Genomic DNA, 5,549 nt, shown 5'->3' on the forward strand with positions numbered 1-5,549 from the left:
CAGCGCGGCGCGCGCGAGCTCGGCCGGCACGCCCATGGCGAGCAGCACCGGCGACGGCTCGGTCGAGCCCGAGTGACACGCGGCGCCGGTCGAGACCGCGATGCCCTCCAGGTCGAGCGCCTCGACCAGCGCCTCGCCCGAGGCGCCGGGGAACGAGACGTCGAGCACGTGGGGCAGCACGTGCTCGGGCCCGCCGTTCCGCACCGGGTCCGGCACGGAGGCGGCGATCCCGCGCCAGAGTGAGTCGCGCAGCTCCGCCCGGTCGGCGCGCTCCGCGCCCGCGGCCTCGCAGGCGGCGCCGAAGCCGGCGAGCGCCGGCACGTTCTCGGTGCCCGCCCGCCGGCCGCGCTCCTGCTGGCCGCCGTGGAGCAGCGGCGCGAACGGAGCCCGCGGGCGCAGCCAGAGCGCGCCCACGCCCTTCGGGCCGCCCAGCTTGTGGCTCGAGAGCGAGGCCAGGTCGATCGGGAGTGACTCGAGCGCGAGGGCGGTCTTGCCGAAGGCCTGCGCGGCATCGGTGTGGAACGGAACGCCGGCCGCGCGAGCGGCGGCCGCGAGCTCCGCGATCGGCTGCAGCACGCCCGTCTCGTGGTTCGCCCACTGCACCGAGGCCAGCGCGCTGCCCGGCTCGAGCGCGGCCCGGAAGCGGTCCGGGTCGAGCCGCCCGTCGCGCTCCACCGGCACGACCGTCACGCGCACGCCGCGCGCGCGCGCAGCGGCCGCGGCCTCGAGCAACGAGGGGTGCTCGACCGCGGAAGTCACGAGCCGGGCACCCGGCTCGAGCCCACACAGAACGGTGTTGTTCGCCTCGCTCGCGCCGCTGGTGAACACGAGCCCCTCCGGCGCGACTCCGGCCAGCGCGGCCACCTGCCGGCGCGCGCGGGACAGCACGGCGCGCGCCTCGGCGCCCGCGGCATGCGCGCTCGAAGGGTTCCCGAACACGCGCTCCAGCGCCTCCTGGTGCGCCCGCAGGGCCTCCGGTCGCAGAGGTGCCGAGGCGTTGTGGTCCAGATAGATCAAGGAGTCCCCATGCTCGCGTGGGCACCCTGCCCACGCCCCTGGGGAGACTAGCGGTGGAGGCGCGCTTCCTCCTCTCTCACCCGCACGACTCTCTTGCGCACGCTTGGACCGTGTTTGAGCCGGCCCCGCGCGGCACGTGGCTTGCTCAATCCCGGGGCACGCCTCGGGAGCGCCGGGCGACTCCCTCCTTGCTGTACGGCCGGCGACCTCGAGGCGGACTCGGACTCCCCCCTACTCCCGCCTCCCCCCACAGGCCGGATCCGGTCCCGCGACAAACAAGCGGGACCGGATCCGGTCGACCGTTTTGGGGCCGATCCCGGGCACGCGGGCCGCCAGCTCTTCGAGGCTCGCGAAGGGGCCGCCGCGCTCGCGCTCGGCCACGATCGCGGCTGCGCGCGCCGGGCCGATCTCCGGCACGCGCTCGAGCCCACGCGCCGACAGCCGGTTCAGCGGCGCGGCCAGCCCGAGCGCCTCGCGCACCCCGAGCGGCGTGCGCGCGCAGTCACAGGCCGGGCCCGAGCCGAGCGCGCCCAGCCGACACCGTTCGGTGTCGGCCACGAGCGCGAGGCGCCCGGGCGCGGCGGGCGGCAGGGCGAAGCCCAGCGCCGCGGCCGCGAGCGCTCCCCACACGGCCGCGCGCGCGGCGCCCGTCGCCGGGACGCGAGGCCCCGGGTCAGGCGTCTTCGGCCTCCGCCGCGGTCGCGCCGAGCTCGAACGCGTCGTGCAGCGCGCGCACCGCGAGCTCGGTGAATTTCTCGTCGATCACCACGGAGATCTTGATCTCGGAGGTGTTGATCATCTGGATGTTGATGTTGTGGTCGGAGAGCACCTTGAACATCTTCCCGGCCACGCCCGCGTGGTCCTTCATGCCCAGGCCCACGACCGAGATCTTGGCGATGCCGCTGTCGGACTTCACGCCCGCGGCGCCGAGCTCGCGGCCCACCTGCTCCACCAGCGCGAGCGCGCGCTTCATGTCGCCGCGCGCGACCGTGAAGGTCATGTCGGTGTGACCCTGGGTCGAGACGTTCTGCACGATCATGTCGACCACGATGCCCGAGTCACTGAGCGGCCCGAAGATGCGCGCCGCGATGCCCGGCACGTCGGGCACGCCGAAGATCGTGACCTTGGCCTCGGCGCGGTTGTAGGTGACGCCCGAAACCACCAGGCGCTCCATGATCTCGCTCTCGGGAACCACCCAGGTGCCCTCCTCGTCGCTGAACGTGCTGCGCACGTGGACCGGAACTCGGAACTGCTTGCCGAACTTCACCGAGCGGATCTGCAGCACCTTGGAGCCGAGGCTCGCCATCTCGAGCATCTCGTCGTAGGAGATGCGCTCGAGTTTGCGCGCGTTGGGCACGATGCGCGGGTCGCTGGTGAACACGCCGGTGACGTCGGTCAGGATCTCGCACACGTCGGCGCCGAGCGCCGCCGCCACCGCCACCGCGCTGGTGTCGGAGCCGCCGCGCCCGAGCGTGGTGATGTCGCCGTCGTCGGTGACTCCCTGGAAGCCGGGCAGCACCGCGATGCCGCCGGCCGCGATCTCGTCGCGGATGCGCGCGGTGTCGATGCGGTGGATGCGCGCGCGCGCGTGGTCGTCGTCGGTGTAGACCTTGACCTGGGCGCTGGTGAAGCTGCGCGCGCGCACGCCCAGCGTCTGGATCGCCATGGCCAGGAGCGCGATCGTCTGCTGCTCGCCGGTCGATACCAGCATGTCGTACTCGCGCGGGTCGGGGCTGGGCGAGATCTCGTGCGCCAGCGCGACGAGCTGGTCGGTGACTCCCGCCATCGCGGACACCACGACCACGACCTCGTGCCCGCGCTTCTGGGTGTCGACCACGCGGCGCGCCACGTTGCGGATGCGCTCCGCCCCCGCCACCGAGGTGCCCCCGTATTTCTGGACGATCAGCGCCATGACGACTCGAGTTCCTTCAACAGCTCCCGCGCGCGCTCGCCGCGCGCTTCGATCCCGATCTCGCGCTCGCCCGACACCGCATCGGCCGCGATGCGCAGCTCGAGGCGGTCTGCGGGGAGGGCCTCGGGGAAGCGCTCAGGCCACTCGACGACCAGCACCCCGTCCGGGGCCGCGAGGTCGTCGAAGCCCGCGTCGAGCAGGCGAGCGTAGCTTTCTACCCGATAGAAGTCCGCGTGTCTCAGCCAGAGGCGTCCCGGGTATTCCGCGACCAGCACGAAGGTCGGGCTGGTGACTGCGGCCGAGTCCGGCACGCCCACCCCGCGCGCCAGGCCCTGCACGAAGCAGGTCTTGCCGGCGCCCAAGGGCCCGGACAGCCCGACCACGTCGCCGCCGCGCAGCCGCTCGCCCAGGGCCCGGCCCAGCGCGCGGGTCTGGTCGGCGCTACGCGAGCGGACGGAGAATGCCGGGTTCATCGGGAGATTCTGCCGCGGCGAGCGCCTGCCAGGCGGCGGGAATGCGCGCCGCGAGCTCGGAGGCGAGTCCGCCCTGGAGCGGGCCGAGATCGCCCGCGAGGCCGTGCAGGTACACGCCGAGGCGCGCGGCGTCCCAGGCCGGAAGGCCGCGTGCGAGCAAGGCGCCGATCACGCCCGCGAGCACGTCGCCCGAGCCGCCCGCCGCGAGGCCGGGGCCGCCGGTCGGGTTGATCGAGAGCTCGCCCGCGGGGCTCGCCACGACCGTGCGCGCCCCCTTCAGGACGACGATGGCCTGCGCACCCGCCGCCAGCGCACGCGCGGCGCCGGCCCGGTCGGCCTGGATTGCCGCGCTGTCGCGCCCGAGCAGGCGCGCGGCCTCACCCGGGTGCGGGGTGAGCACGCGCGGCGCGCGCGCGCGCAGTGACTCGAGCGCGCCGGCGAAGGCGTTCAGCGCGTCGGCGTCGATCACGGCCGGCACGGCGGCGCCGGTGGCGAGCGCGCGCGCCAGCGCGGCGGCGCCGTCGCTCTGGCCGAGCCCGGGGCCCAGCACCAGCGCGTCGCGCGCCGCGGCCTCGCGCGCGATCTCCGCCGAGTGACTGGCCGCGAACTCGCCCGAGCCGGCATCGGCGAGCGCCACGCACATCGCCTCGGCCAGCTGCGCCGCGTGGATCGGCACGAGCGCGCGCGGGGCCGCGATCGAGAGCAGACCGACGCCCGCGCGCAGCGCGCCCAGCGCGGAGAGGATGGCCGCGCCGGTCTTGCCCAGTGACCCGCCCACGACCAGCGCGTGGCCGAACGTGCCCTTGTGACCCGTCGCGGGGCGCGGCGGCAGGAGCGCGCGCGCGGCGCTCCGCGTCAGGAGGTGCGCGCGGATGCCGGCGCGCGCGACCGACTCCGCCGGGAGGCCGATGTCGGCCACGAGCACGCGGCCCGAGCCCGCGACCAGGGCCTGCCCGAGCTTGGGCAGGCCCAGCGCGACGCAAAGCTCGGGCTCGAGCGCGAAGCCCAGGGCGAGCCCCGTGTCGCTAGACGCGCCGGAGGCCACATCGACCGACACGATCGGCAGCCCGGCGCCCGCGAGCGCCGTGAGCATGGCCGCCGGCTCGCCGGTCACCGGGCGCGACAGTCCCACGCCGAACAGCGCGTCTACCACGAGGTCGCAGCCGGCGAGCGCCGCCCGGGCCACGCCGGCGCCCGCGCGCAGCTCGATCCCCGCCGCCAGGCACAGGTCGCGGTTGGCCTTCGCCTCGGGGCTCTGGCGCGGCAGCTCCGAGACTTCGAGCACGCGCGGCGTCACGCCCCGCCCCTGCTGCGCGAGCAGGCGCGCCACCACGTAGCCGTCGCCGCCGTTGTTGCCCGGTCCGCACGCCACGAGCGGCCGGCGGCACTGCGGGTAGTGAGTCGCGACGGCCTCGGCCACGGCGCGGCCCGCCGCCTCCATCAAGGTGCGCGCGGGGATGCCCAGCCGCGCGATCGCGTCGGCGTCGACCGCGCGCATCTCGTCGGCGCTCGGACACGGCCAGCCGCGCGCATCGGGAGTCACTTCGCCTCCACCCACACGCTGGCCAGGGCGAAGTCGGCGTCGTGCGTGAGCGAGAGCTGGAACTCGAAGCTCTCGCTGACCTGCGCGCGCTCGGTCAGCGCGAGCAACGGCGCCCCGCTCTTCATGCGCGCCACCTCGAGGCCCGCCAGCGGCAGGGTGCGGCCGAGCGCGCGGCGCAGCGCCGCCCGGCCCGCCGACTTGGCGGCAAAGCGCGCGGCCAGGTTCTGCCAGCCCAGCTTCTTGGCGCGCGCGTAGGCGAGCTCGCCGGGCGAGAACACGCGCTCGGCGAAGGCGTCGCCGCGGCGCTCGAGCACCGCGCGGAAGCGCGGCACCTCGACCAGCGCGAGCCCGACGCCCCTAAGTCCGCCCGACAAGGGACTTCATCTCGCGCACCGCCGCTTCGAGCCCGACGAAGATCGCGCGAGACACGATCGAATGACCGATCGAGAACTCCTCGATCTCACCGATGCGCGCCAGGCGCGCGACGTTGCGGTAGTCGAGCCCGTGACCCACGCCGATCTCGAGGTGGAGCTTCGCGGCGAGCCGGATCGCGTCCTCGATGCGCCGCACCTCGTTCTCGTGGTCGGGGCCGCGCTCGGCGTAG

7 protein-coding genes are annotated in these 5,549 nt (G+C 75.0%); all 7 read right to left on the reverse strand.

The features are described 5' to 3' along the window. Positions 1-1,017, reverse strand: a 1,017-nt coding sequence (locus VMR86_03865; GenBank protein ID HTO06171.1) for a cysteine desulfurase family protein, incomplete at its 3' end; no start/stop codon positions are given. A gap of 231 nt (positions 1,018-1,248) precedes the next feature. Beyond that, positions 1,249-1,647 (reverse strand): helix-hairpin-helix domain-containing protein, encoded by a 399-nt coding sequence (locus VMR86_03870; protein ID HTO06172.1) that lies wholly within the window; start codon positions 1,645-1,647, stop codon positions 1,249-1,251. Positions 1,648-1,690: 43 nt separating this feature from the next. Next, positions 1,691-2,929 carry an aspartate kinase gene (locus tag VMR86_03875; GenBank protein ID HTO06173.1) on the reverse strand — a complete coding sequence of 413 codons (1,239 nt, stop codon included), beginning with the start codon at positions 2,927-2,929 and terminating at the stop codon, positions 1,691-1,693. After that, positions 2,920-3,402 carry a tRNA (adenosine(37)-N6)-threonylcarbamoyltransferase complex ATPase subunit type 1 TsaE gene (tsaE, locus tag VMR86_03880; GenBank protein HTO06174.1) on the reverse strand — a complete coding sequence of 161 codons (483 nt, stop codon included), beginning with the start codon at positions 3,400-3,402 and terminating at the stop codon, positions 2,920-2,922. The genes VMR86_03875 and tsaE overlap by 10 nt, the downstream gene beginning before the upstream one ends. Then, positions 3,371-4,945 (reverse strand): NAD(P)H-hydrate dehydratase, encoded by a 1,575-nt coding sequence (locus tag VMR86_03885; protein ID HTO06175.1) that lies wholly within the window; start codon positions 4,943-4,945, stop codon positions 3,371-3,373. Before VMR86_03885 ends, tsaE begins: the two co-directional genes overlap by 32 nt. Continuing rightward, entirely contained in the window at positions 4,942-5,319 is a 378-nt protein-coding gene (gene acpS, locus VMR86_03890; GenBank protein ID HTO06176.1) for a holo-ACP synthase, read from the reverse strand. The genes VMR86_03885 and acpS overlap by 4 nt, the downstream gene beginning before the upstream one ends. Then, positions 5,303-5,549: pyridoxine 5'-phosphate synthase (locus VMR86_03895; protein ID HTO06177.1), on the reverse strand; the 247-nt coding region annotated here is incomplete at its 5' end. The genes acpS and VMR86_03895, both read right to left, overlap by 17 nt.

The organism is Myxococcota bacterium (assembly GCA_035498015.1).
GTDB lineage: Bacteria > Myxococcota_A > UBA9160 > SZUA-336 > SZUA-336 > VGRW01.

Bases quoted from the DNA above. Each gene is read 5' to 3' on its own strand.
- VMR86_03875 (HTO06173.1), bottom strand. From the start codon at position 2,929: ATGGCGCTGATCGTCCAGAAATACGGGGGCACCTCGGTGGCGGGGGCG.
- tsaE (HTO06174.1), bottom strand. From the start codon at position 3,402: ATGAACCCGGCATTCTCCGTCCGCTCGCGTAGCGCCGACCAGACCCGC.